At 39.4% G+C, this 26,263-nt stretch carries 18 protein-coding genes; 7 read left to right on the plus strand and 11 right to left on the minus strand.

The window, feature by feature from the left end:
* Positions 1-24: 24 nt before the first annotated feature.
* The 11 genes from AC21OG_RS10835 to AC21OG_RS10885 all read right to left on the minus strand — a co-directional run bounded on the left by AC21OG_RS10835 (position 25) and on the right by AC21OG_RS10885 (position 14,632).
* A complete protein-coding gene (locus AC21OG_RS10835; RefSeq protein WP_491185040.1) occupies positions 25-888 on the minus strand; it encodes a hypothetical protein in 864 nt (287 codons plus the stop codon).
* Between the two features lie 276 nt (positions 889-1,164).
* Positions 1,165-2,712, minus strand: a complete 1,548-nt coding sequence (locus AC21OG_RS10840; RefSeq protein WP_487376662.1) for an alanine/glycine:cation symporter family protein — start codon at positions 2,710-2,712, stop codon at positions 1,165-1,167.
* 320 nt (positions 2,713-3,032) lie between these two features.
* The gene (gene acnD, locus AC21OG_RS10845) at positions 3,033-5,687 is read right to left on the minus strand and encodes a Fe/S-dependent 2-methylisocitrate dehydratase AcnD (protein ID WP_487376836.1); all 2,655 of its coding nucleotides are present in this window, start codon (positions 5,685-5,687) and stop codon (positions 3,033-3,035) included.
* A 122-nt stretch (positions 5,688-5,809) separates the two neighbouring features.
* Entirely contained in the window at positions 5,810-6,328 is a 519-nt protein-coding gene (locus AC21OG_RS10850) for a SecDF P1 head subdomain-containing protein (protein WP_487376664.1), read from the minus strand.
* 149 nt (positions 6,329-6,477) lie between these two features.
* On the minus strand, positions 6,478-7,608 hold the full coding sequence (gene prpC, locus AC21OG_RS10855; protein WP_487376665.1) for a bifunctional 2-methylcitrate synthase/citrate synthase: 1,131 nt from the start codon (positions 7,606-7,608) through the stop codon (positions 6,478-6,480).
* A gap of 144 nt (positions 7,609-7,752) precedes the next feature.
* Positions 7,753-8,652 carry a methylisocitrate lyase gene (gene prpB / locus AC21OG_RS10860; protein WP_487376667.1) on the minus strand — a complete coding sequence of 300 codons (900 nt, stop codon included), beginning with the start codon at positions 8,650-8,652 and terminating at the stop codon, positions 7,753-7,755.
* Positions 8,653-8,988: 336 nt separating this feature from the next.
* Complete coding sequence (locus tag AC21OG_RS10865; protein ID WP_487376669.1) at positions 8,989-9,945, minus strand: LysR family transcriptional regulator; 957 nt, start codon at positions 9,943-9,945, stop codon at positions 8,989-8,991.
* 109 nt (positions 9,946-10,054) lie between these two features.
* Positions 10,055-10,804: a hypothetical protein gene (locus tag AC21OG_RS10870; protein WP_487376671.1), complete on the minus strand. Its 750-nt coding sequence runs from the start codon at positions 10,802-10,804 to the stop codon at positions 10,055-10,057.
* A 250-nt stretch (positions 10,805-11,054) separates the two neighbouring features.
* Positions 11,055-12,317, minus strand: coding sequence for an NRAMP family divalent metal transporter (locus AC21OG_RS10875; protein ID WP_487376673.1), 1,263 nt, complete (start codon positions 12,315-12,317; stop codon positions 11,055-11,057).
* A 97-nt stretch (positions 12,318-12,414) separates the two neighbouring features.
* Complete coding sequence (locus AC21OG_RS10880) at positions 12,415-13,692, minus strand: NRAMP family divalent metal transporter (protein WP_487376674.1); 1,278 nt, start codon at positions 13,690-13,692, stop codon at positions 12,415-12,417.
* A 283-nt stretch (positions 13,693-13,975) separates the two neighbouring features.
* Positions 13,976-14,632 (minus strand): TetR/AcrR family transcriptional regulator, encoded by a 657-nt coding sequence (locus AC21OG_RS10885; protein ID WP_486547074.1) that lies wholly within the window; start codon positions 14,630-14,632, stop codon positions 13,976-13,978.
* Between the two features lie 193 nt (positions 14,633-14,825).
* Here AC21OG_RS10885 and AC21OG_RS10890 point away from each other — a divergent pair, with 193 nt between their 5' ends.
* From AC21OG_RS10890 to AC21OG_RS10920, 7 genes are all read left to right on the plus strand, one after another.
* Positions 14,826-15,977, plus strand: coding sequence for an acyl-CoA dehydrogenase family protein (locus AC21OG_RS10890; RefSeq protein WP_486547073.1), 1,152 nt, complete (start codon positions 14,826-14,828; stop codon positions 15,975-15,977).
* A 192-nt stretch (positions 15,978-16,169) separates the two neighbouring features.
* A complete protein-coding gene (locus AC21OG_RS10895; RefSeq protein ID WP_486547072.1) occupies positions 16,170-17,378 on the plus strand; it encodes an acetyl-CoA C-acetyltransferase in 1,209 nt (402 codons plus the stop codon).
* Positions 17,379-17,479: 101 nt separating this feature from the next.
* Positions 17,480-19,651 carry a 3-hydroxyacyl-CoA dehydrogenase NAD-binding domain-containing protein gene (locus tag AC21OG_RS10900; RefSeq protein WP_487376676.1) on the plus strand — a complete coding sequence of 724 codons (2,172 nt, stop codon included), beginning with the start codon at positions 17,480-17,482 and terminating at the stop codon, positions 19,649-19,651.
* Positions 19,644-20,714, plus strand: coding sequence for a CaiB/BaiF CoA transferase family protein (locus tag AC21OG_RS10905; protein WP_487376837.1), 1,071 nt, complete (start codon positions 19,644-19,646; stop codon positions 20,712-20,714). The genes AC21OG_RS10900 and AC21OG_RS10905 overlap by 8 nt, the downstream gene beginning before the upstream one ends.
* Positions 20,715-21,037: 323 nt before the next feature.
* Complete coding sequence (locus AC21OG_RS10910) at positions 21,038-22,735, plus strand: AMP-binding protein (protein WP_487376677.1); 1,698 nt, start codon at positions 21,038-21,040, stop codon at positions 22,733-22,735.
* 452 nt (positions 22,736-23,187) lie between these two features.
* Complete coding sequence (locus AC21OG_RS10915) at positions 23,188-24,873, plus strand: AMP-binding protein (RefSeq protein ID WP_487376678.1); 1,686 nt, start codon at positions 23,188-23,190, stop codon at positions 24,871-24,873.
* A 117-nt stretch (positions 24,874-24,990) separates the two neighbouring features.
* Positions 24,991-26,187: an OmpP1/FadL family transporter gene (locus AC21OG_RS10920; RefSeq protein ID WP_487376679.1), complete on the plus strand. Its 1,197-nt coding sequence runs from the start codon at positions 24,991-24,993 to the stop codon at positions 26,185-26,187.
* Positions 26,188-26,263 lie beyond the last annotated feature (76 nt).

The following is a 26,263-nucleotide window of genomic DNA, read 5'->3' on the forward strand; positions in this document are numbered from 1 at the left end:
AGAGATTACAATGAAGTGAGGGTGTTAAGTGATGGTTTGAATTGGAGTCGCTAGTATCCATTTTAATATTAAGGTGTCATTATCTGAAATTTTACCAAGCACTCTATAGTTTGAATTTGCAAGAATGTTTGAGCGGCTAGCAGGTTCAGATAATACACCACGTGGGGCTATGATTGTAGAATGGATAAATTGACTATGTTGTCCATCATGCCAAATGTAGCCGACATGATAATCTAAGCCAACGACATATAGACCTGCCCCCCAATTATTAAGCGTGTCATTAAATTCATCAAGTGACTTATTACTAAACCGTTTAATTTGATTCTCGCCAGCCAGTGTTTTAATAATATTTTCTGAGGCTTGTTGAGCTAATGTATTACGTTCAACTTTTAATGAGATATCTTCTAGAACTGTGGTCACGTAATAACCACAGGCTATTTTCCCTTTTTGCGGGGTATTTGAAGTGCCATTATAGTCCCAAGGTGTACCATACCAATAAGGCAGCAGTGTTGTTATTGATTTTATAAAGTCTTGTCTAGCATTATCTATGACACGTTGTTTTTCAACCTTCGAAACAGCATTCTGGTAGTCAAGTTGATACTGTGTTCTTATTTTTTCTATTTTAGCGATCGCATCATCATAAGAAATGTCTGTAGTCGGAGGTGAGGTTATATAGCCGTTGCTGTTGGTTTTAGTTTGTATATAGCGAATGGGATCTTCGTGTTGTAGGGAAATAGGTGCTTTATTTTGATCGCGGGGTAGGGAGTTATTTAAAGGAGTTAAGCGGCTTACTGAGGCTAAAAATTTATTAGCATTAAACTCGTTCTTGCCATCATCAAAATCAAAGGCAAGATATGTAAGGGATACAAGTAGGATCAAAGCAATCATTGTAACGCTTGATAAAAGTAAATATCTCTTGGATGTCATCATCATTACACCGTTTGGGGTTGTCAAACTATTAATATATCCTATTAATATATCTACAATTTAAAAATAAACGATGGAATTTGTATTTTATAACCATGTTAAATTTATGAATTTCACTAAATGTCAGCTGATACTCAAAAGTGACTGAAATAAATGACCCACATAAAAAAAGCCTCCTAAATTTAATTTAGGAGACTTTATAATAAACAAACTGTTATGTATTACAATTAATTAAGCTTATTTATACTTTTTAATCTCACCAGATTTAACACGGTCAATATAAGATTGAACTTCTTTCTTAACGACAGGCATTAAGAAGTATAAACCAACGATGTTAAACAATGACATTGCGAAAATGGCAGCATCTGAGAAATCGATAACAAAACTAAACTGAATAGTAGCGCCAATGACAACCACCACACAGAATATTAATTTGAAGATTAACTCTTTAATATTGCCTTCACCAAACAGATAGGTCCAAGCCTTAAGACCGTAATAAGACCATGATATCATTGTAGAGAAAGCGAATAATATAACGGCAACGGCTAAGAAATACTGGAAGATTGGGGCAGTTTCCATAAAGGCTGCACGGGTTAGATCCACACCGCTTAAGGCACCTTCACCACCTGCCAATGCGATGTTCTGAGCAGTATTCATACCTGAAATAGTAATAACAAGCGCGGTCATAGTACATATAACAACGGTATCAATAAATGGCTCAAGTAACGCAACCAGACCTTCTGTAGCAGGCTCGTTCGTTTTTACTGCCGAGTGAGCAATAGCTGCTGAACCGATACCCGCTTCGTTTGAGAATGTGGCACGTTTTAAACCTTGGATTAAGGCGCCTATAAATCCTCCAACCACACCAGAACCTGTAAAGGCACCATCAATAATTTGACCAAATGCAGCACCGATGTGCGCGAAGTTGCCAAAAAGTACAATAATACTCATACCGATATAAAGAATAGCCATAAAAGGCACGAGCTTTGAGGTAACCGTGGCAATTCTTGGCATACCACCAATAATAACCATGCCAACTAAAATCGCTAAACCGATACCAAAGAATACGCCGTATTGTGAAGGAATATCAAAAGTAGAGCTCATAATAGCGAAAGCTTGGTTGCCTTGGAACATATTACCGCCACCAAAGCTACCAAGGATACACATAAGGGCAAAGCCGACGGCTAAAAACTTACCCAAACCGCCCATACCCCGTTCAGCTAGGCCTCGGCTTAAGTAATACATCGGACCACCTGAAACGGCGCCTGAGGGTAAAATAGTACGGTACTTAACACCCAACGTACATTCTACAAATTTAGAGGCCATGCCTAAAAGACCGATTAAAATCATCCAAAATGTTGCACCAGGACCACCGATAGCTAATGCAGCACCTACGCCTGCAATGTTTCCTAGTCCCACAGTGCCTGATAGAGCAGTAGCAAGAGCCTGGAAATGGGAGACTTCACCGTCTTCTTTTTTATTGGGGTCAGAATACTTACCCCGTACGATATCTAAAGATAGTCCAATTTTTCTAAATTGAATAAACCCAAAGTAGAACGTAAAAATTAATGCTGCAATTAATAACCAGCCAGCAATAAGTGGAAAGGCAGTACCAGCAATGGGTACGGAGTAGAAAACTGCATTTACAAACCAGCCAAAGGTATTGGCCATGGCTGTATCAACACCAGCGCTAAATTTCTGCAACGACGTCAGTTCGGATTCTGCGGCTAGCGCTACTGTTGAGCACAGTAGCAGCATAAACGCCATTAAGGATTGTTTTTTCATAAGTCTCTCTTTAAGTAATTTATTGCAAAACCCAAACATCGAGTAAGTAAATTTATATTTGCTAGTTAAAATGCATAAAATAAAGTAAATTATTTATATGTAAATAAGATTTCGTTTTATTATTTCTAACTAACATTAAGGTTAATATATATTATTATTTGTAACTACTCAAAAATATTTTTAATTTATTTTGAATTTTGGTATAAAAAAAGCATGACTTCCTACAAAGTGAAAGTCATGCTTTTGAATAAAACTTAAGAAAACCTTATAAATATAGATAAGTGATTTAAGACGGATTGATGTCTTTTAAGATAAATAACTTAAATCACTTCACCAGCTAAAAACTCTTTAGCAAAGCGTTGTAACATACCGCCAGACTTATACATTTTAAGTTCATCGGCCGTATCTAAGCGGCAAATTACTGGCGTTTTATCAACTGTACCGTCAGTACGATGAATAACAAGGGTCATCTCACCACCAGCTGAAACTTCACCTTCGATATCAAATACTTCAGAACCATCAATATTTAATGTCTTACGGGTAGTACCCTCTTTAAATTGAACGGGAAGGGCGCCCATACCCACTAAGTTTTGACGATGGATACGTTCAAAATCTTCAGCGACCACGCATTCTACCCCTGCTAAACGAACGCCTTTGGCAGCCCAATCTCGGCTTGAGCCTTGACCATAGCCATCACCAGCAATAATTATAAGGGGTTGTTGACGAGTCATATAGGTTTCAATGGCTTCCCACATACGCATCACCTCACCTTCAGGCTCTACTCGAGCAAGTGAACCCTGAATAACGTCACCGTTTTCATCAAGTACCATCTCGTTAAGCAGTTTTGGGTTCGCAAATGTGGCACGCTGAGCGGTTAAGTGATCACCACGGTGCGTAGCGTAAGAATTATAGTCCTCAGCTGGTAGTCCCATCGTGTCTAAATATTCACCAGCAGCACTATCTGGCAAAATCGCATTAGAAGGCGACATATGGTCGGTAGTGATGTTATCACCCAATACCGCTAGCGGACGCATGCCTTTAAGCTTATTGGCTTCTGCCATTGTGCCTTCCCAGTAGGGTGGGCGACGGATATACGTACTCATCTCACGCCAATTGTACTGAGGGTCAGTAATTGCATCATGACGTTCTGCATCGACAATACCTTCGTCAAACATGGGGATATAAACCTTGTTATATTGCTCAGGCTTCACCGCAGAGGCAACAATCGCATCGACTTCGGCGTCATCAAACCAAATGTCTTTGAGGTAGACATCGTTGCCCTCTTTATCTTTCCCTAATGAGTCTTTTTCGATATCAAAACGAATAGTACCCGCTATTGCGTAAGCCACAACCAATGGTGGAGAAGCAAGAAAGGCTTGTTTTGCATAGGGATGAATGCGACCGTCAAAGTTACGGTTACCCGATAATACGGCTGTAGAGAATAGATCACGGTCAATGATTTCTTGCTGGATTTCTGGTTCTAAGGCGCCACTCATACCATTACATGTCGTACAGGCAAAAGCAACCACATCAAAGCCAAGTTGCTGTAGATCGGGCAGTAGATTTGCCTCTTCTAAGTACAGTTTTACCGCTTTTGATCCAGGTGCTAATGAAGACTTTACCCAAGGCTTACGAACCAAACCTTTCTCAAGTGCATTACGGGCAACGATACCCGCAGCAATCATATTGCGCGGGTTAGAAGTATTGGTACAGCTGGTAATGGCAGCAATAATAACGGCACCATCAGGCATCAATCCATCTTCTGGCTCAACAAGCGGCTGATTAGCAGCGTGAGCAATACCCACTTCCGCTAAATCAGTGGTAGAAACACGGGCATGCGGACGTGAAGGCCCTGCGATATTACGCACCACTTTTGATAAATCAAAATTTAATACACGGTCATATTCAGCATCTTTCATGCCGTCTGCCCATAACCCAGTTTGCTTAGCATATGCTTCAACAACACGAATTTGTTGTTCAGTACGACCCGTTAGACGTAAATAATCAATGGTTTGCTCATCAATTGAAAACATGACGGCAGTGGCACCATATTCAGGTGTCATATTCGATATAGACGCTCTATCGCCTACTGACAGACTTCTAGCGCCTTCTCCAAAGCATTCAACATACGCGGATACAACCCCTTCGTTACGTAGGAACTCAGTCATTGCTAGTACTAAATCAGTACCCGTTATACCCGGCTGTAATTTACCTGTTAAATTTAGACCAACGATATTAGGCAAACGCATGTAAGAAGGGTTTCCTAACATGACGCTTTCAGCTTCTAATCCACCCACGCCAATTGAGATAACGCCAAGAGCATCAACCATTGGAGTATGACTGTCCGTACCGACTAAAGTGTCAGGATAAGCAACGGGTTTACCATCTGATTTATCCGCAATTACTTGGATAACAGGAGACATTTTTTCTAAATTAATTTGGTGCATAATACCGTTGCCGGGAGGCACAACGTTGACATTATCAAAGGCATATTCACACCAATTGATAAAATGGAAACGATCTTCGTTACGACGTTCTTCAATCGCACGGTTTTTCTCAAAAGCATTCTCTTCATAGCCTGCATGTTCAACCGCTAATGAATGGTCAACAATAAGCTGAGTAGGAACAATTGGGTTAACTTTTGATGGATCACCCCCTTCTTCAGCGATAGCATCTCGCAAACCTGCAAGATCCACAAATGCCGTTTGTCCTAAGATATCATGGCAAACAACACGCGCTGGATACCAAGGAAAATCTAGATCCTGCTTGCGATAAATATGTTGCGAGAGGGCTTCGGTTAAATCTTCTGGCGGGCAACGACGTACTAAATTTTCACATAATACTTTTGAGCTAAAAGGTAGCTTGGCATAGGCACCAGGTTCAATATCATTAACCGCTTGTTCAACATCGAAATAATATAACCCACTGTCTTCACCATTGGGTAATGGCAATGGCTTTTTGTAGTTGGAATTCATTGGTTGGGGGTGTTTGTGAGTTAAAGCAGGTTTAACTTCGCTCATGGCATAATTTCCCTATAAATAAGTTAAAAATAATTTTCTGTTAACGGATAATCGAATAATTAAAATAAAATAGACTGTTATAATTCACACTCAATTTTTGCTTTTATATCATTTGCTTTGTCTAAGCTTTCTATACCAGTTACATAAAAAGAATCAGATAAAGGAACTAAAACTCTGGCAGCAATTAATACCTCATCATTTACAATTATGGCTATGTGTCTACCAATATTATCTCTGGTCAAAGCATTCATCTGCCTTGCACCCTTAAAGGTTGTTAGAAGTGTCAGATGATACTCAGTGTCTTCAATATAAGGTTTTATCTCTGCGGTTTGAATAACACTTATAGGCAAAAAATTATTCTTTTCATCTAATGATGCATTTAAAGCAGCACTTTCAACAACATCATACATAGCATTATCAATAATATAAAACCCAGGCTTTAAGGTCGATGATTTCTTAATACTATGACAAAATTTGCTTTGCTTAACATCTGATAGCTTAATAATTGCTTCATTTATAACTGCACCGTCACCACTACTTGCAAAACATTGGAGACTTAAAGACATCGATAGAGCAAAAATAAATGAATTTTTCATAGCAGTCTTTTTAAGATAGTTAATAGTAATTTGTATCCATATGATGGGTTTTATAGCCTTTAATAAAACCCTTAACATCTGTCTAACACTAACGGTTACATAAGACATTAAGGGTAAGTTAATAAAATAACATCAAATCACTAGACTTATTACCCACGCTCAGCGATAGGGGGTACTTCTCTTGGCTCCTCACCAATATATTCGGCACTAGGGCGAATAATGCGGTTGTTAGAACGTTGCTCGAATACATGAGCCGCCCAACCTGTTAAGCGTGAACAAACGAATATAGGCGTGAACAATTTCGTTGGAATGCCCATAAAGTTATAAGTGGACGCATGGAAGAAATCAGCGTTACAAAATAGTTTCTTCTCACGCCACATCACCTCTTCACATCTTACTGATACAGGGTATAACACGTCATCACCCACATCTGCTGCTAATTTTTCAGCCCATTGCTTAATGATGACATTACGAGGATCAGAATCACTATAAATAGCATGACCAAAGCCCATAATCTTTTCTTTACGCTCTAGCATGCCCATTAAGCCAGATTCTGCATCTTCAGGAGACTCAAAGCCTTCTATCAATTCCATAGCGGCTTCGTTAGCACCACCATGTAAAGGCCCACGGAGCGTACCGATTGCCCCAGTAATACAAGAGAATAGATCCGATAGAGTAGAGGCACAAACACGGGCAGTAAACGTAGAGGCATTAAATTCATGCTCAGCATATAGAATTAAAGACACGTTCATCACTCGTTCATGCAATTCGCTTGGCTTCTCACCTTTGAGCAATTGTAAGAAATGGCCACCAAGCGTTTCAGCATCAGTCATACAATCGATTTTTTCACCATTATGGCTGAAACGATACCAATAATTGATAATTGCTGGGAAAGCGGACAACATACGATTGGTTTTATCAAGCTGTTGATCAAAGCTTTCTTCAGGCTCTAAATTACCTAGCATTGAACAACCCGTTCTTAACACATCCATCGGGTGTGCAGATTGAGGTATACGCTCTAACACATCTTTTAAAGCTTGCGGTAAGTCACGTAACTTTTTGAGCTCAGCTTTATAGTCATCAAGTTGTGTCTGCGTAGGAAGCTCACCATATAATAATAGGTAAGCCACTTCTTCAAAGATGCAATTTTCTGCTAAATCTTTGACATCATATCCACGATAAGTTAATCCTGATCCGGATTTACCAACGGTAGATAGTGAGGTTTGTCCAGCAATTTGTCCACGTAAACCTGCGCCTGATAGTTGCTTGCCTGCTGCCATGATACTTTTCCTTTTAATAATTAGGTTGCGTTAGTGTAGATATTATAGTGATAAATGGTACTAAAACTATTAGCCATATAAAAATATGTTATATAAGACTTTTGATTGATATCAAATATCTTTTTAGACTAGATTTGATAAACATTACTTCTTCTGAGCAAATAGCTCGTCAAGCTTCCGCTCAAATTCATGATAGTTTAAGAAATCATATAATTCCATACGGGTTTGCATAGTGTCGACGACATTTTCCTGAGTACCGTCATCAAGTAGATGTTGATAAACATTGAGCGCCGCTTTATTCATCGCACGGAAAGCTGATAGTGGGTAGAGCACCATTTCAACACCGACATTAAATAACTGTTCAGTCGTATACAGATCCGTTTGTCCAAATTCTGTCATATTAGCCAGTACAGGAATATTTAATACATCGGTAAACTTGCGATACATCTCAATATCAGTTAACGCTTCTGCGAAAATCATATCTGCGCCAGCTTCTTCAAAAGCAACGGCACGTTCAACGGCTGCCTCTAACCCTTCAACAGATAACGCATCTGTTCGCGCCATAACCACAAAATCTGGGTCAACTTTGGCATCAAGAGCCGCTTTTAGACGATCCACCATTTCACTGGTAGACACGATTTCTTTATTAGGACGATGACCACAGCGTTTTTGTGCCACTTGGTCTTCGATATGAACAGCTGCCACGCCTGCTTTTTCCATCTTTTTGATGGTTTGGGAGATATTAAAAGCACCGCCCCAACCAGTGTCGATGTCGACTAATAGCGGCGTTTGAACCGCATTGGTAATACGGCTGGCATCTTCTAATACATTGTCTAAGCTGGTCATACCTAAATCAGGCAGTCCATAAGAGGCATTCGCTACACCAGCACCCGATAAATATATTGCCTTGTGACCAACTTGAGTCGCCATCATTGCTGTATAAGCATTGATAGTGCCGACGATTTGTAGCGGTTGATTATTAGTCGTTTGTTCAGAGATGGCATTACGAAAGCGCTTGCCAGCAGATTCAGTACTCATGGTCATTCCTTTTATTGTATGTGAGTTAGAATAACTCTTTTTCAAGTTAATGATAGCTACTAGAAAATTAATTAATAGGATATATATCCAGAAATCTAATATAGAAGTAGAATATTGGTAGAGTACCTGCAAAATGAATTAGATTAAAGTGGTTAGACTATTGAGCTAGCTAAATAATAATAAGTTAATATTTATTATCATTTAATATAAATTAAACCTATTTATTTTTTAAATACTTAAATTCGTATTTGAGTGATTCCGAAGCATTATTATTCAGAACATGAAATTAAAACCTTAAACTTAATTAAAATTAATTTACATTTAGTTACAATTAAAATCTGACTACTTTATCCGCCGATAGGTAATACCGCGTTCTTCATATATATCATATACAACGTCTAAAAGTATTGAAAATGCGGGATGTGTGGGCGCTTGTAGCGCACAAAGATATATAGGAGAGGTTGCATCTTCATGGATTAATGAGCGGTAGCTAATTTGATCTGAACGTACCGATTTAAGACTATCAGGCACCAAGGTTATCCCTTCACCTGCTGCTACAAGACCTAATGCAACCTGTATATCACTAACTGAAGTAGTATGGTGGGGTAAAGCTGACTGTTTTGAAAATAGATGCAGTAAAGGCTCACTAATGAATAAAGGCGCATCGTTATTATCAGAAACTGTAATGGATACATTGGATACCGGTAAATGTGTCTGGTGATATAAGATTATACGGCTATCTTGTAATTGCTTGAGGTGAATATCACTCTGGTTTGCTAATTCATGTGTCTTAGGTAAAGCGGCTACATAACGCTCATGACGCAACAATATCTGGTTTAAATTAGCATCATCATGTGCAAAACGCCCGAAACCGACATCAATTTCACCCGCTTTTAATGCGTCAACTTGTCTGAATGAGCTGATATCTTTTAGATGAATATCTAAACTAGGTAAACGCAGCTTTAACCTTGAAATCACGGTAGGGAGTAGGCCGTATAACACTGAAGGGACAAAGCCTATGTTTAGATTGTCAGGAGGATAAGCCAGTTTTTGAGTAAGAGTTATGCTACTGTCAAGCTCCCTTAATATAGAATCAACTTTTTCATAAAAGAATGTTCCAGCAGGGGTCAGTTGCAGGGGGCGATGATAGCGATCGATAAGCTCTACTCCAATATCCTCCTCAAGCTGCTTAATTAGCCGGCTTAGTGTCGGCTGTGATAGCCCCGTCGCACCAATGGCTTCACTAAAGCTTCCTAGTTGCGCCACTGTATGAAATGCTTTTAATCTTTTTAATTGCATTAACTTCTCTTAAAGGTGCCGATAATTATCAAGAACCCGCTTTATTGACCTAAAATAGCTATAGCTGCTGTTTATGATAGCTACTATTAAAATATATTATTAAAAAAGCTTATTCAAAATCTATTGTGTGCCCATCTTTTAAGGTCAAACTGCCCTTAGTGACCTCTATGCTGATATTTTGAGGATGGTTGATAGCTTCATATACTTTGGCATCGGAAATATTAACGTCAGCGTCGAACTCATAGGTCGCATTGGGTGCCAAAGGTGGGTTGAAATCTGCCAGCGATATAACCACGGGTTTAGGTTTTGCAAAATCAGGATGGTTAAGCATTAACGTCCCTTTAAAGCCATTAACAGGGACATTACTCTTATTCGTCATAACAAAAGACAGTTTGACGTTATTTAAAGTATCAGTGTCACTCGGTTTATAAGGTAGCAAAGTAATAGGGTATTGATCCCGTTGTAACTCGCTGTTTTTATCCGTCTTCTGACCTATAGGATTATTCGGGTGCAATTCTTCATATTTGCGCTGCTGTTCAATGGCCTCGTCAATAGTGACTTGAGTGGTAGCGCCTTGTTGTTGGGCGTCACTTAATTGCATACGCTGCATATAACGACTCAGTAACTGCTGCTCATCGTTAGATAAATCGTTATAAGCATCCTGAATCTCACTCTGCCAATTTTCAAACTCAACGGGCACAGTTTGACTCATGGGGTGATCACTTTGTGTATCACACCCTAGGGCTGCAAATAATATAATTAAACCGCTAAATATATGGCGGTTCCTGCGTAATAAACGAACACCAACTTGATGTTTGGTATATGTTGAGTTTGCTTTATTAATTTTCATACGACTCATAAACTCCCTGTAAAAACCGGCATGTCACTATTGTTATTAAAAGCAATTCATTTTAAAAGTAAAATGCAGATTAAAGACTGTATAAGCAAATATACAATGAAATAGCGACGATACACCACAACTATTTAATAGATACACCCAAATCAACAAGCAGTACTACATAAATAAGGGCTGTCATCAAACAGCCCTATTTATGTCTGACACATAGCTATCTTACATTAATCATATAATTGACCGATAAATGAAACTATTAAATGATCTTCAATAATTGAGCCATAAATAAAAGCGCGATACCGCCTAAAAAGATCAATCCTGCAATACTATATAAGTTCATACTTGGCGATAGTTTTTGATGATTTTTAGCCAATGAATAGTTCAGCCATCCAAAAATAGGGGCTGAAACGAAGGCAGAAATCATTGCAAACTTAAGCATCGAACCAAGTTGACCGGTAAAGAAAGTAATGATGATGAAGCCACCAACAGCGGTGTAGGTGATCCAAAATAAAAGCTGCTTTTCATCCATCTTGACGTCATTTTTTATTAAACGCCAACTTTCTGCATTGATTCGGCCATAGCCATCTGCACAAGTGATCGTCGTACCAAACATGACCATAAAGGCCACAAAGGCCACTAAAAATTGTGACCACTCACCAATAGTAGCGGTATACATGTTGATCAACTGGCTAATATACGCACCACCTTGTGTCTGAATCTCAACCCCAGTGCCATATTGTACAAAGACCCCTAACGCCAAAAATACTAATGCTAAAAGCGCGGTTGAAATGAAGCCCACATTGAAGTCAACCAGACCCTGACGATGCGTTGTATGATCTGATTCTACTTTGGCCGATATCCACATTGAATTGATCGCAGAGAATTCTAATGGTGCGGGCATCCAGCCCATTAACGCCACTATAAAACCAAGAGTCGCCATGTTCCAAGGAGAGGGCGCAACAAAATTAGGTGCCATCACTGTGGGCTTTCCAGCGGCAATGAATACAGCAGCCAAGGTTGCCACAGTTAATGCTACCATGATCAATTTGGTCACTTTATCAAGCATCTTATAATGACCTAAAATTAGGATTAACCAAGACACACCCATGACGATCAATGACAAAATCGTGGTGGATATTGCTAAACTTTCAGGCAGCATAAACCCTAAAATAGTAGCTGCAATGAGCGCTACCGCACCCGTGCTAATCACAGAAGCCGCTAAAGATAATATAAAAAACGCCCATAAATAAAATGGCGATTTTTTAGCATAACCTGCAACTAATGATTCACCAGTTTCATAGACATAATCTGTGCCAAACTTAAAGAATGGATATTTAAAAAAATTTGCTAGTATTATCATTATCGCCAATTGCCAGCCATAAATGGCTCCTGCCTGCGTAGAGGATATAAGGTGTGAGCCGCCAATAGCAGCTGTTGCCAATAAGATTCCTGGTCCAAAAGTGCGCCATCGCATAGTTTCAGAGTGTGCAGTAGACGATGCTGAATTTGGGTGAGTCATAACATAATGCCCTTAAGTTAAGTTTGGATTGTGTGAAAGACAAAAAAGTACAAGCCGCCTGATTTGATTTGACATAAGGGGGTTGGTTATAAGCGGATTAATCGATAAAACCTATCAATTGAACCACAAATAATAGGGCAACTGCAGCTAAAAACAGTAGCCCAGCTATACTATAGATCGTCATTGATTTAGACAGCTTTTGCTCGCTCTTAATCAAGCTATAATTCAGCCAGCCAAAGATTGGCGCAAAACAAAATGCTGAAATCATAGCAAATTTCAACATAGACCCTAACTGACCTTTGAAAAAGATAATAATGATTAATGAGCCAATAACAGAGTAACTGGTCCAAAATAGGATTTGCGGGTTGCTTACTTTTGATTCACCTTTAATGAGACGGGTAGACTCTGCAAGGGCACGACCATAGCCATCAATTAGGGTAATCGTCGTGCCAAACATCACCATAAAGGCCACAAAGGCGACCAATAATCTTGACCAGTCACCGATGGTTGCGGTGTACATATTGATTAACTGGGTGACATAGGCACCACCTTGCATTTCAATCTCTACCCCTGAGCCATATTGCACAAAGACGCCTAAGGCTAGAAAACAAAGTCCTAGCAGTGCACTAAAAAGATAACCGGCATTAAAATCAACCAAACCTTGATAGTAAGATGTCTGATCCGTTTTGACTTTTTCCGCGGTCCACATTGAGGTAATAGCAGCAAATTCTAATGGCGCTGGCATCCATCCCATTAATGCCACAATAAACCCTAAAGAAGCCATATTCCATGGAGACATAGCAACAAAGTCAGGTGCAATAGGCGTAGGATTTCCTGCTGCAATAAACACCGTAATCAAGGTGGTAATGATTAGCGATGCCATAATCCATTTGTTAAAACGGTCAAGCAGCTTGTAATGACCGACAATTAACATCAACCATGACACCCCTATGACGATAATGGATAATAGGGTAGCAGATGGCGTAAATTGCTTTGGAATCATGAATCCCAAAATAACCGAGCATAGTAGGGTAACGGCACCCACACTAATGACGGCAGATCCTATCAATAAAATAGTGTAAACCCACAGATAAATTGGCGACTTTCTGGCATATCCTGCAATTAAAGATTCGCCTTTGTCATAGACATAATCAGTGCTAAATCTAAAAAAAGGATATTTAAAAAAGTTCGCTAGAATAATCATAATCGCCAATTGCCAACCATAGATGGCACCAGCTTGAGTAGATGAAATGAGATGGGAGCCACCGACGGCTCCACTCGCTAATAGTATTCCTGGGCCAAAGATCCGCCAGCTTAGTTTGTCCTTTTTGTTGATGTCTGAATCCTCTTTAGTATCATGAATCACTTTCGTCATAATTCCCTCTATGAGTCAGTTAATAATTAGATATGTTTACACCATTAAAGCTGGTATCAGTCGATAAGTACATCCATGACTTAACGTGTGATATCAAGGAGCTCATTAGTTTGTTTTATTGATAAGTTTTGAAAATATTAAATGAAAAACGGAATTGTTTAAAATGGCAATAATATAGGTATAAAAAAAACGAAGGGGTATTATATAACGTGAGCGCAATACACCGTCAATCGTTAATTGCAAAAATAGTTAGGAAATCTTATAAATTATTTTTAGTATAAACTTAACTTTTTGTATCAATATCAGGTTTAGAGATAGCACGCCATAACATGGAGAATAAGTCATCAAAGTTTTCAGTCAACGGCATCGGGGCATGACGAATGACCTGCATGGTACCAATACGCATTACAAAGCCCATAAACACATCAAATAAGACGTAAAGCGGTACCTTATCATTGAGTACTGCTCGACGTTGACCATCTGCCAAAACACTGGTAAAGGCATCAATCAACTCTTTATTTTCGTAAATTGATATCTTACGTATATCTGTAGTAGATACAGAGGTTAAGACCATCACCGCATCAGGATGAGAGTCCACAAAATCGAAACAAACCCACAAGGTTTTTCTTAGACGCTCTTTGACACTATCGATACCTTGAAGATGATCCATCATCCGGTTCGCAAGGCGCCCGAGTACGATATCCATAATCGTTTGGAATACCGTGTGCTTATCGCCAAAGTATTTATATAAAGTCTGTAACGAGACATTCGCTTCTTTTGCGATTTGAATCATAGTGACGTCTTGAGCATTAGCGCCAGCAAATAATTCGTGAACCGCTCTTTCAATTTTATCAAGGGTCGCAGGTCGAATTTTTGATAAAGGCGCTAGCGCTTTATCATTTAATAAAGAGTCATGTTGATGAGGATGAGTTGATTTCATAAAAGCTCCTTAATATACGGTAATTATAATTACTATTTTATAGCAAGTGATTGCTTAGCAAAATAATCTTTTGTAAGATTGAACGGTAAGTAATGATAGATATGAGTTTTGAACCACATCTATTGTAATATTTTTTGGTAATAATTATTACCATTAATACAACAATCTAATTTATGGGTTAAGGATTAACGAGATGGGTATTGATACGTTTAAAAGCAATTGGATGACTGAAGAACATGAAATGGTATATGAAAGCGCCTTAAAATTGTTCCAAAGCTGGGAAGACAAAGACGAGCAATGGCGCGACAACGGTATGATTGACCGTGAAGCGTGGAATGAAGTGGGTGAAATGGGTTTTTTATGTGCGTCTATGCCAGAAGAATACGGTGGCGGTGGCGGAGATTTTGGTCATGAAGCGGCTATTTTACTTGCCCAAGCACACGCTAACCAAGCAAGTTATGGTGGTATGGTACATTCAGGTATCGTGGCACCTTATATTTTGCATTTGGGTACAGAAGAGCAAAAAAAGAAATGGTTGCCGAAAATGGCGACTGGCGAATATGTGGGTGCCATTGCAATGACAGAACCTACTACCGGTTCTGATTTACAAGCCATTAAAACATATGCTGTAAAAGATGGTGATGACTATATCATCAATGGTTCAAAAACCTTTATAACCAATGGTCAACATGCCAATATTATCATATTGGCGTGTAAAACAGATCGTGATAAAGGTGCACAAGGCGTTTCTTTAATCGTTGTCGAAACAGACGGGCTTGAAGGGTTCGAGCGTGGTCGTAACCTGAAAAAAACTGGGTTGGCGGGTCAGGATACTTCAGAATTATTTTTCAGTAACGTTCGTGTACCGCAATCTAACTTACTTGGTGGTCTTGAGGGGTTAGGTTTTATTCAGATGATGCAAGAGTTGCCTCAAGAGCGTCTAATTATCGCATTAAGTGGGTGTGGCGCTATCAAACTAGCATTAGATCTTACTTTAGACTATGTTAAACAACGCGAGGCATTTGGTCGCCCTATTTGGAAGTTCCAAAACACCCGCTTTAAATTGGCAGAAATTCAAGCAGATTATCTGGCAGTACGTGCGTTATGTGACGCTGCAATTGAGTCAATGATAGAAGGTAAATTAACCGCAGCGCATGCTTCACTAATTAAGTACTGGGTAACTGAAAAGCAATGTAAGGCAATGGATGAATGCTTACAGTTATTTGGTGGTTATGGTTATATGAGTGAGTACCCAATCGCTCGTATGTATGCTGATGCTCGTGTACAGAAAATCTATGGTGGCACCAATGAAATCATGAAAGAGCTAGCCTCACGTTTTATGTAATGCATCCGTTAAGCTAAACTTTGGTGACTTGAGCATGATGTCAGGTCATCAAATAGTTAGGCTTAAAACTTTTATCTCTCGCTTAATCTACTATCTTTAACATGATCTAATATGGTAATGTTAATCAACTGTTTTGATGTAAATAAACAGCTCTAAAATAAATTATTGTAAAAAACTAGAAAAGGGATTTATATGACTGAAGTTGCCTATATCTATGATGCCATTCGTACACCACGTGGCAAAGGTAAAAAAGAGGGTTCACTGCATCAAGCAACGCCGATATGGTTGGTGCGTACTCTATTAAAAGAAATGCAAAAACGTCATGATCTCGATACCAGCTTGGTTGATGATCTGGTATTAGGCTGTGTTACTCCTGTAGGGGAGCAAGGGTCTGATATCGCCCGTATTGCTATTATTGATGCTGATTGGGATGAGAGTGTGGCAGGCGTTACTCTGTCTCGTTTTTGTGCATCAGGCTTAGAGTCTATCAATTTAGCAGCAACTAAAGTCATGTCTGGTATGGAAGATATGGTTGTGGCTGGCGGTGTAGAATCAATGAGCCGTGTCCCTATGGGTTCAGACGGCGGGGCCTGGTATATGGACCCCCGTGTTAATGATGCTACTCAGTTTGTACCACAAGGTGTCGGTGCGGATGCTATTGCGACGTTGCGTGGTTTTACGCGCGAAGACGTTGACGCTTTTGCCACTGAATCTCACAAAAGAGCCGCTGCTGCATGGGAGAAGGGCTACTATGATAAGTCCGTCGTTCCTGTCACGGATATTAATGGCATGCTGCTATTGGACAAGGATGAGACCATCCGTCCAAATACTTCTGTAGAGACTTTAGCAGGTTTAAATCCCTCCTTTATTATGCCTGGTAAAATGGGCTTTGATAGTGTGATACTTGATAAATATACGACCATTGAAAAAGTGAATCATGTGCATCACGCAGGTAACTCATCAGGTATTGTAGATGGGTCGGCACTTTGCTTAGTCGGTAGCAAAGCTGCAGGCGAAAAAGCAAACCTTAAACCGCGTGCTAAGATCACAATGGCATCAGTCATAGGTTCTGAACCAACTATTATGTTAACGGGCCCAACGCCAGCATGTCAGAAAGCACTTCGTAAAGCAGGTATGACGGCTAGTGACATTGATTTATGGGAAATTAACGAAGCATTTGCTGTCGTTCCGATGAATACAGCACTAGACTTAGGTGTGTCACTTGATAAAGTCAACGTGAATGGCGGCGCAATAGCTATGGGACATCCTTTAGGTGCCACTGGAGCAATGTTAGTGACAACGGTACTTGATGAGCTTGAACGTCGTGACCTAAATACTGCCATGATTACACTATGTGTCGGTGGTGGTATGGGTATCGCAACTATTATTGAGCGTGTGTGATATTAAACGTGTCTAAGAGCTTGACTCTAATATTTAGTGAAGCCAAGACATGGAAATAACGTACGCATATTGAATTAGCGCATAATGAATAAGGATATAAAATGAGTATAGCTAGCGTAAAGGCCATTAATGCCCTAGATAACTTTACAGCAGAAGCTGACAACGGCATCGTAACCGTTACTATTGATCAAACGGATCGTAAAATGAATGTTATTGGTGAGGGCTTTAATGAAGCTTTTGCCACTTTAACCGATGCTTTTATTACGGATGAGGAAGCCGAAGGTTTAATCTTAACCTCTGGTAAATCTACCTTTGTGGTGGGTGCTGATATTGACCAACTGGCTGAAATTGAAACTGCTGAACAAGCTTTTGATTTAGTCGAAGACTTAAAAACCAGTCTACGTAAACTTGAAAAAGCGGGTAAGCCTGTTGCTGCTGCTCTTACTGGTACGGCTTTAGGTGGCGGTTTGGAGCTTGCCTTAGCCTGTCATTATCGTATTGCCGTTGATTCACCAAAAACAAAAATTGGATTGCCAGAAGTTAAACTTGGCTTGCTACCTGGTGGTGGCGGTACTCAGCGTCTACCACGTATTGTTGGTATTCAAAAAGCGTTAGAGATGATGACGCAAGGCAAAGAGCTGCGTCCAAAACAAGCGCTTGAAATTGGTCTGTTGAATGCTGTTGCTAGCGATAAAGAAGATATGCTTGCTCAAGCAAAACAATGGATTAAAGATAACCCTAAAGTCAGTCAGCCTTGGGATGTAAAAGGATTTAAAATACCGGGTGGTGATAGTAAGCATCCTAAAGTTGCACAGGTTTTCTCGATTGCCCCTGCTATGGCAAATCAAAAATCACATGGCAATTATCCAGCTATTGTTCATATCATGTCATGTGTGTTTGAGGGCTGCTTAGTAGATATTGATAATGGACTTGAAATAGAGTCTCGCTATTTTGTTGCTTGTGCATTGTCTCCTGAATCTACTAACATGATTAACACCTTATGGAAGCAGCTGAACAATATTAAAAAAGGTCAATCACGTCCTGAAGGGTTTGAGAGATCTAAAGTCAGCAAGGTTGGTATCCTAGGAGCCGGTATGATGGGTGCTGGTATTGCCTATGTTTCAGCTAAAGCAGGTATTGATGTCGTGCTATTAGATACCAGTATTGAAGGTGCAGAAAAGGGAAAAAGCTACTCGACTAATTTGCTTGACAAAGCTATCAGCCGTGGTCGTTCAAACCAAGAGAAAAAAGAGGCGTTGTTATCACGTATCAAGACCACAGTATCTTATGACGATTTAGAAGGCTGCGATTTAATTATTGAAGCGGTATTTGAAGATATCGATATTAAAGCCGAATGTACCCGTAATGCAGAAGCTGTCATTCCTGAAACAGCAATTTATGCGTCTAATACCTCAACGCTACCAATTACTCAATTGGCTCAAGCCAGCAACCGACCTAATCAGTTTATAGGTCTGCATTTCTTCTCACCTGTTGATAAAATGCCATTGGTAGAAATCATCGTTGGTGAAAAGACAGACGATGGTACATTAGCTAAAAGTTTCGATTTTGTGGGTCAAATTTCGAAAACGCCTATTGTGGTAAATGACAGCCGCGGCTTCTATACATCACGCGTATTTGGTACTTATGTTTCAGAAGGTATTGCAATGTTAGGTGAGGGTATCCATCCACGCAGTATTGAAGTGGCTGGTATGAAATCTGGTATGCCAATGCCTCCTTTAGCACTACAAGATGAGGTGTCTTTAAGTCTGTCATTGCATGTCATGCAACAGACTAAACGAGCTTTAGAATCGGAAGGTAAAACATTCACCCCTCATCCTGCTCAGCCAGTGATTGAAAAAATGGTGCAAGAGTTAGGTCGTGAAGGTAAAAAAGTAGGCAAAGGATTCTATGATTATCCTGAAAGTGGTGAGAAGCACTTATGGCCTGAATTGACTGACTTGTATCCAACAAAGGATGATCAACCATCACAACAAGATTTAGTGGATCGCCTGCTATACGTTCAAGCCAATGAAACGGCTAAGTGCTATGAAGAAAATGTGGTCCGCTCTGTTGCCGATGCCAATGTAGGTTCAATCTTCGGATGGGGTTTTGCACCTAATCAAGGGGGTACGTTGCAATTCATTAATTCAATTGGCGTGTCGAAATTTGTTGAGCGTAGTCGCGAATTAGCTGCCGCTTATGGTGAACGTTTTGAGCCTGCTGCTATTTTAGTTAAGATGGCTGAATCTAATCAGGAGTTTAATGATGACTGATAAGCTATCTGATCCAATGGCAGACTGCTTACAAGGCTTAAAGGTTGTCGACTTAACGCGTAACCTACCTGGACCCTTTGCAACCAGATTACTTGCAGACCTAGGTGCAGAAATTGTCAAAATTGAACCCATGAATGGTGATCCTGCGCGCGCATTTGGTGAGCTATTCAATGCTTTAAATCACGGAAAAACGACACTTAAAGTCGATTTTCGTGATCCAGAAGGCATTGCTACTATTAAAGAGCATCTCAAAAATGCAGATGTCATGCTTGACAGTTTCCGTCCTGGTGTTTTGGAAGGTATGGGATTAGATGTAACCGCTTTGCATGACATTAATCCCAAATTGGTTATTGTCTCTATTACAGGTTACGGTGTTACCGAAGGTGAGGGTGTTAATCACGATTGGAGCAATAAAGCAGGACATGATATTAACTTTATGGCGCTTAGTGGTGTCCTCGATCAGCTTAAATCATCTGATGGTGATCAAGCGATGCCTAATATACAGTTTGCAGATCTAGCGGGTGGTAGTGATACGGCCGTTATCGCACTTTTAGCAGCTGTGATTGCTGCGAAAAATACCGGTAAAGGTAGACACATTAATACCAGTATGACTCACAGTTTGTACAATCATTTAGTCATGCCAAAAGCAACTGGCAAATTGATTGAAAAGATGTCAGGTAAGAAACCGGCTCCGCAGTATGACTTTTTAGGCGGCTTATTGCCCTGTTATCGACTTTATAAAACCAAAGACGATAGATATATGGCGGTTGGTTCTCTTGAGCTGAAGTTTTGGCAAGGGTTATGTGACGTATTAGATCTTCCGGATCTAAAAAATACGCATTGGCAACGAGGTGTAATGCCAAACCTGCCCGAGAGTCAAGCAGCAATGCAGAGCATTGCTGAAACGTTTGCAAGTCAACCTTTATCACACTGGTCAAAACTGTTTGAACAGGCGGATGTCTGCGTTACTCCTGTTTTAACGCTTGCAGAGGCTCAAAATCATCCTCTTTTTGCTCATCAGGATGAATATGGGGCGACAGCTGGTTGGCAAGTCGTAAGCTAGGTTAGCTAGGTATGGCATTGAGGTTAAAGTAGCTTTACATTTTGTTTAATTTAACGTTCTAGAGCTACTTTAATACTGATTTAGTATAACTCAATATACATTCTTATTATATTTACAAAACTTTTCATACCTTAAATTTTTATAAGGCCTATCTTTCCGCCTTACTCCTAGAGGCTTGTCCTTAAATTGATTTCGCAACGTTTATTATTTTTATAGTCTGTATGAATTTAACCTCAATATGACTTATAGATTTAAACGTTTAAATTAAATTACTGAGTACCTCTTATTCGAGACTCTTATTAATAGCCCACGGAAGGTTAACGATGACTAAATTTTGGACTAATAATTATCCTGAGGGTGTTGCCTCTGATATTCCTTTTGATAATGAAACTCTTATTGACTTTTTTGATAATGTTTTAAGTAATTTTGCTAAAAATAAATTCATGACAAACTTAGGTGTTTCATATAGTTATGCCCAAGTTGACCAAATATCTCATTCGATTGCCTCTTGGATTCAAAGTACTGGACTCCCTCAAGGTTCTACCGTGGCTATAATGATGCCCAATGTGAATCAGTATTTACCGATTGTGATCGGAGCGCTTCGTGCTGGTATGGTGCTTACTCTTATAAATCCTCTGTATACCCCGCGTGAGCTTAAGCATCAGCTTATAGATTCTGATGCTAAGATGCTGTTTATATTAGAGCCATTTTGTCATAGTCTTGATAACATTATTGAGAAAACGCCCGTTAAAACGGTCGTCGTCAGCAGCATTGGGGATATGCTTGGCACTGCCAAAGGTGCTTTAATAAATTTAGCAGCCAAACATATCAAAAAAATGGTGCCAAAGTATCACATTAAATCTAATTCAAACCATCAAGTTTTAGACTTCAAAACTCTTTTAAATCAATCTAAAACGATGACATACACTCGTCCAGATATTAAGCCCGATGACTTGGCTATGATTCAATACACGGGGGGTACAACTGGTGTTGCTAAAGGGATTTTAATTAGTCATCGCAATGTAGTCTATGGCACTAAGCAATATGATGAATGGTTTAAGCCAATTCATAAGGGTTTAAATAGTAAGGATCAACTGACTTGTGTTGTTGCATTACCGATGTACCATATCTTTGCATTTATTATATCTTTACTAGGGTTACGCACTGGTCAACATCTTTTATTAGTCACTAATCCTAGGGATATTGATGCCTTTGTAAAACTGCTTAGTAAAGAGCCTGTACACTTGCTACCAGCAGTGAACACTTTATTCCATGCCTTATTATTACATCCAAAATTTAAAGACATAGATTTTTCACAGCTTAAATTATCTTTAGCAGGCGGTATGGCGGCTACTCCTGAAATGGCGAGAAAATGGCAGGAAGCCACAGGCGTCCCTATAATTGAAGGATGGGGTATGTCAGAAACGCTTGGAGTAGGGACAGCCAACCCTCTGTCCAATACAGAGTTTACAGGCTCAATTGGCATGCCAATCTGTGGTATAGATCTTAAAATTTATGATGAAGATGAAAATCCACTCGATATTGGTGAAGTAGGTGAGATTGTCATTAAAGGTGGAAATGTCATTTCAGGCTATCATAATCTTGATAATAGTCAGTTCTTTACCAAGGATGGTTATCTTAAGACTGGTGATGTGGGCGCTATTGATGAGAAGGGCTATGTCAAACTATTTGACAGAAAAAAAGACATGCTTATCGTCAGCGGTTTTAATGTCTACCCGAATGAAGTTGAGAGTGTCGTAGAAATGCATCCCAAAGTAAGAGAGTGTTCTGTGGTCGGTGTTGATAGTGACTCACAAGGTCAGTCTGTCAAAGTATTTATTGTTAAAGACGACCCTAAGTTAACTAAAGATGAGATTCATGAGTTCTGCAAAAAGAATCTTGCTGGCTATAAACGTCCCCGCCATATTGAGTTTATAGATGAATTACCTAAGTCTACCGTTGGCAAAATTTTAAGACATCAGCTTCGTTCAGAGAGTAAAGACGTCGCTGAAGAGGCGTGAGTAGTAATTTACTAATACATAAGAGTATTTCATTGAATATTGTATCTTGCAGTTGTTAGAAACCCATAGTTAACAATTTTTTAGACAAAATTCCAATCGTGGGTTGTGATTGTAAGTTCTTATTGTGTAAGGGTCTAAATCTTTACTTTAGAATTTAGCCCCTTATTCATGTCTTGAAATCAATTAATCATGGTCTGTATTGGATGAATTCATTGAAATAATGAACGTATTCTGTAATGATAACTAGCTCAAAGATATATATTTATTAAAAATATTTATTAAATAACTTAAAAAATAGTGTAATAACGTTATTTTTTGGCTATTATATATAAATTACATAATTTCATAAATGCACGTCTTATCAAGACATAGATTTTTGATGGTTTAACATTATAATTGCCTCAATGAAGAGGCGAGCTTAATTAAGCTTAATTACCAATGGAAGGTTAACAATGGATAAATTTTGGACTCAGAACTACCCTGAAGGTGTCGCCGCTGACGTACCCTTCGATAATGATACTCTCATCGATCTATTTGAAAAATCGTTTAACGAGTTTGCTGATGACAAATTCATGACGAATATGGACGTTTCGTACTCTTATAAGCAAGTCGATCACATCTCTCGTAACATAGCAGCATGGATACAAAGTACTGGACTACCTGAAGGTTCAGTCGTTGCGGTCATGATGCCCAATGTACATCAGTATCTACCAATAGTTATTGGGGCATTAAGAGCCGGTATGGTACTGACTTTAGTCAATCCTCTTTATACTCCTCGTGAACTTAAGTATCAACTTATAGATTCTGATGCCAAAATGATCTTTATATTAGAGCCATTTTGCCATTCTATGGATAGTATCATTGAAAAAACCCCAGTTAAAACCGTCGTCGTTAGTTCAATAGGGGATATGCTTGGTACCACTAAGGGCGCCATTGTTAACTTTGCTGCTAAATATGTCAAAAAAATGGTACCTAAATACCATATTAAGACTACCTCTGAACATGCCGTACTTCACTTTAAATCCATTTTAAATGAATCTAATAATCTAAAATATACCCGCCCTCAACCAAAGCCCGATGACTTAGCCATGATTCAATATACAGGCGGGACTACGGGTGTTGCTAAAGGTATATTAATAAGTCATCGCAATGTAGTGTATGGGACAAAACAGTACGACGAATGGTTTAATCCAATTTATGATGATTTAAATAACATTGGCCAGCTTACGAGTGTTGTTGCTCTGCCGATGTATCATATTTTTGCCTTAATCATATCTTTCTTAGGAATACGTAAAGGACAACATATTCTTCTAGTCACTAATCCTCGAGATATTGATGCCTTTGTGAAGCTACTAAGTAAAGAGCCTGTACATCTGTTTCCCGCCGTTAATACCTTATTTCACGCATTACTTTTACATCCAAAATTTAAAGATATTGATTTCTCACAGCTTAAGCTTTCATTGGCTGGAGGGATGGCAGCGACACCTGAAATGGCGAGAAAATGGTACGAAGCAACAGGCGTCCCTATTATCGAAGGGTGGGGGATGTCTGAAACACTTGGTGTTGGCACCGCAAATCCCTTAACGAATAAGGAATTTACGGGTTCGATAGGTATGCCTTTATGTGGTATCGATCTTAAAATTTATGATGATAATGAAAATCCGCTAGGTATTGGTGAGATTGGTGAGATTGTTCTTAAAGGCGGTAATGTCATTTCCGGGTATCATAACTTAGATAATAGTAAGTTTTTTACCAAAGACGGTTACCTTAAAACAGGGGATGTTGGGTCTATCGATGAGAAGGGCTATGTCAAACTCTTTGATAGAAAAAAAGACATGATTATTGTCAGTGGGTTTAACGTCTATCCAAATGAAGTTGAAAGTGTCGTTGAAATGCACCCTAAAGTCAGAGAGTGCTCTGTAGTGGGTGTGGAAGATGAGTCCCAAGGTGAATCAGTAAAAGTGTTCATCGTTAAAGACGACAAGAGCTTAACGGAAAAAGAGGTTTACGAGTTCTGTAAGAAAAATCTTGCTGGCTATAAATGTCCGCGCCATATTGAGTTTATTGATGAGCTACCTAAGTCTACTGTTGGTAAAATATTAAGACATAAATTACGTACCTTAAGCAATAAAGAATAGATCAATTAAACAATGAATCCTCTAAGGTAAATAAAATATGTCATCATTTACCTTCAAAAATAACCCTCATTTAGTCGCAATGGATGTGGCTAATAATACTGCAATGGAGAATGTACAATGTCAAAAACTTTCACTCTAAATCAATTTGCTAGTGCTTTAGCATTGGTGTCTTTCGCTTCAATAGCTGGCGCTGCTGGTCTTGATCGCTCTGGTCAACCTAGTGCAGAGTTTACTAACGAGGGTACTTACGCCTACGCTAGTGCTTATCGTATTAGCCCAGAAACCAAGGGAGAATATACGGATAACGGCGTCACTAGAAAATATGACGGTGTTGCTCAAGATTATAATGGCTATGGTTATGGTGTTAAAACTGATTTAAACGACAAAGTTAGTGTTGGGGTTTTTTATGATCAGCCCTTTGGTGCCGAAATTGAAGTTGAAGGCGACAACAATCCGCTGGTGAATGGCGATGTCCATACTAAAGCAAGTGTAAAGTCTGATACCTTTACTGGTTTAGTGAACTTTAAGCTTGGCCAGAATGACAACTTTAGACTTTATGGTGGCCCTGTACTTAGCAAGCTTGAAGGCGATCTAAATTTAGCGAGCGGAGAGAGAACGGGAAGTTTAGGTAGCTTAGCAGCGATAGATGGTTATACTCTGAGTCTGGCTAAAAATGAAGATTATGGGTATATGGTTGGTGCTGCTTATGTTAAGCCTGAAATTGGCTTAAAAGCAGCAGTGACTTATCGATCTAAGATTGAGCATGATATTAATTTCCGCGAGAATATGCCAGCATTTGGAGCCACACAATCTAAAGAAGCGGCTTTGGAGCTACCTGAGTCGGTTAATATCGATTTTCAGACTGGCTTGAATCCTACGACTTTGTTGACTGCAAAAGCACGCTGGGTACCTTGGGGTGATTTTAAAATCTCTCCCCCTCTGTTGTCAGGTAATGTTAAAAGACTCACGGGGGCTAAAGAAGCGCCACTAGTTGCCTACTCAGATGATTCTTATATGCTTGAGTTAGGCTTGGGTAAGCGTCTATCTCCAGCACTTGCAGTTTCTGGAACTATTGGATGGGATAAAGGAGCTGGAAATCCTGTCACGGTACTAGGCCCAGCTGAAGGCTACTACAGCATTGGTTTAGGTGCTAAATACAATGTTACTCCAGAATGGTCTGTTGCGTTAGGGGGTAAGTATCTTATGTTAGGGGATGCGGATACTCAGCTATCTTCAACCAAAGCACCTATGGGTAAGTTTGAAGATAACGATGCTTATGTGGTCGGTATGAAACTAGAATACGCTTCTAAATAAATTTCTCATAGCAAGCTTAGATTTTATCCAAACTTGATAATTTGTATTAAATAAGGAGGCATACAAAAATGTATGC

This window comes from Psychrobacter sp. CX5, assembly GCF_057621535.2.

What these genes read in the sequence shown, in the direction of transcription:
- AC21OG_RS10865 (WP_487376669.1), bottom strand. Translation starts at nt 9,945, where the DNA reads ATGCAATTAAAAAGATTAAAAGCATTTCATACAGTGGCGCAACTAGGA.
- AC21OG_RS10850 (WP_487376664.1), bottom strand. Translation starts at nt 6,328, where the DNA reads ATGAAAAATTCATTTATTTTTGCTCTATCGATGTCTTTAAGTCTCCAA.
- acnD (WP_487376836.1), bottom strand. Translation starts at nt 5,687, where the DNA reads ATGAATTCCAACTACAAAAAGCCATTGCCATTACCCAATGGTGAAGAC.
- AC21OG_RS10890 (WP_486547073.1), top strand. Translation starts at nt 14,826, where the DNA reads ATGGGTATTGATACGTTTAAAAGCAATTGGATGACTGAAGAACATGAA.
- AC21OG_RS10910 (WP_487376677.1), top strand. Translation starts at nt 21,038, where the DNA reads ATGACTAAATTTTGGACTAATAATTATCCTGAGGGTGTTGCCTCTGAT.
- prpB (WP_487376667.1), bottom strand. Translation starts at nt 8,652, where the DNA reads ATGACCATGAGTACTGAATCTGCTGGCAAGCGCTTTCGTAATGCCATC.
- AC21OG_RS10880 (WP_487376674.1), bottom strand. Translation starts at nt 13,692, where the DNA reads ATGACGAAAGTGATTCATGATACTAAAGAGGATTCAGACATCAACAAA.
- AC21OG_RS10840 (WP_487376662.1), bottom strand. Translation starts at nt 2,712, where the DNA reads ATGAAAAAACAATCCTTAATGGCGTTTATGCTGCTACTGTGCTCAACA.
- AC21OG_RS10835 (WP_491185040.1), bottom strand. Translation starts at nt 888, where the DNA reads ATGATTGCTTTGATCCTACTTGTATCCCTTACATATCTTGCCTTTGAT.
- AC21OG_RS10915 (WP_487376678.1), top strand. Translation starts at nt 23,188, where the DNA reads ATGGATAAATTTTGGACTCAGAACTACCCTGAAGGTGTCGCCGCTGAC.
- AC21OG_RS10870 (WP_487376671.1), bottom strand. Translation starts at nt 10,804, where the DNA reads ATGAGTCGTATGAAAATTAATAAAGCAAACTCAACATATACCAAACAT.
- AC21OG_RS10900 (WP_487376676.1), top strand. Translation starts at nt 17,480, where the DNA reads ATGAGTATAGCTAGCGTAAAGGCCATTAATGCCCTAGATAACTTTACA.
- AC21OG_RS10875 (WP_487376673.1), bottom strand. Translation starts at nt 12,317, where the DNA reads ATGACTCACCCAAATTCAGCATCGTCTACTGCACACTCTGAAACTATG.
- AC21OG_RS10920 (WP_487376679.1), top strand. Translation starts at nt 24,991, where the DNA reads ATGTCAAAAACTTTCACTCTAAATCAATTTGCTAGTGCTTTAGCATTG.
- prpC (WP_487376665.1), bottom strand. Translation starts at nt 7,608, where the DNA reads ATGGCAGCAGGCAAGCAACTATCAGGCGCAGGTTTACGTGGACAAATT.
- AC21OG_RS10905 (WP_487376837.1), top strand. Translation starts at nt 19,644, where the DNA reads ATGACTGATAAGCTATCTGATCCAATGGCAGACTGCTTACAAGGCTTA.
- AC21OG_RS10895 (WP_486547072.1), top strand. Translation starts at nt 16,170, where the DNA reads ATGACTGAAGTTGCCTATATCTATGATGCCATTCGTACACCACGTGGC.
- AC21OG_RS10885 (WP_486547074.1), bottom strand. Translation starts at nt 14,632, where the DNA reads ATGAAATCAACTCATCCTCATCAACATGACTCTTTATTAAATGATAAA.